Source organism: Streptacidiphilus monticola (genome assembly GCF_042658505.1).
GTDB classification, from domain to species: Bacteria; Actinomycetota; Actinomycetes; order Streptomycetales; family Streptomycetaceae; genus Streptacidiphilus; species Streptacidiphilus monticola.
Genome location: NZ_JBHSQJ010000219.1, coordinates 1 through 1,107 on the forward strand (window position 1 = coordinate 1; position 1,107 = coordinate 1,107).

The window sequence follows — 1,107 nt, forward strand, 5'->3', positions numbered from 1 at the left end:
CTAGCCTCGCGCTTTCACGTGGCGGGCCGTCCAGCAGGTGATCACGTAAGCGAAAAGTGCCTCTGACCAGCGAGAATGAGGATTGTCGAGGTCCCTGTTCCCGCACCGGTCGGAGGCACTTTCCAGGTGAGCAAGCGTATCGGTTCCTATCCGCGTGTCCGCGTGCAGGGCGGCGGCCGCGGCGTCGTCTCCCACGCGGGCGGGGTGCTACTGGTCGAGACGGCCCGCCGGACCGGCCTGGACACGGCTCTCTCGCGGGCGCTTGCACCGTGGCGCAAGCCGCGGGCGGTCCACGACCCGGGCAAGACCCTGCTCGACGTCGCGCTGGCGGTCGCGCTCGGCGGCGACTGCCTCGCGGACGTGGGCGTGCTGCGGGCCGAACCCGATCTGTTCGGACCGGTCGCCTCCGACCCCACCGTCTCCCGCCTGGTCGACACCCTCGTGCAAGCCGGACCCCGCGCGCTGGAGGCGATCCGCCGTGCCAGGGCCGAAGTACGCGACCGGGTCTGGCAGTTGGCCGGACCACGGGCCCCGCACGCAGACGGCCAGGTGGTCGTGGACCTCGACGGGGTGCTGGTGGTCGCCCACTCCGACAAGGAGGACGCCCGCCCGACCTGGAAGAAGAGCTACGGGCACCATCCGCTGTTCGCGTTCGTCGACCACGGCCACGAGGGTTCCGGGGAACCGGTGGCCGCGCTGCTGCGGCCGGGCAACGCGGGCAGCAACACCGCAGCCGACCACATCACCATCACCCGCCAGGCCCTGGTCCAGCTCCCGGCCCGGCTCCGGCGCGGACGCCGCACGCTGATCCGCGCCGACTCCGCTGGCGGCACCCACGAGTTCGTCAACTGGCTGAGCCGGCGGGGACGGTGGCTGTCCTACTCGGTCGGCATGGTCATCACCGAGCAGATCCACCAGACCGTGCTGCAGATCCCCGCCTCGGCCTGGACCCCGGCCGTCGAACCGGACGGCCGGGTGCGGGACGGGGCCTGGGTGGCTGAGCTGGCCGGTGACGTGCTGCGGGGCTGGCCGCCTGGGATGCGGCTGATCGTCCGCAAGGAACGCCCCCACCCCGGCGCCCAGCTGCGGATCACCGACGCCGACGGC

At 72.5% G+C, this 1,107-nt stretch carries 1 protein-coding gene; it reads left to right on the top strand.

What is annotated here, in order from left to right:
- Positions 1–126 precede the first annotated feature (126 nt).
- On the top strand, positions 127–1,107 hold a 981-nt coding region (locus ACFP3V_RS31425), incomplete at its 3' end, for an IS1380 family transposase (RefSeq protein ID WP_380591126.1).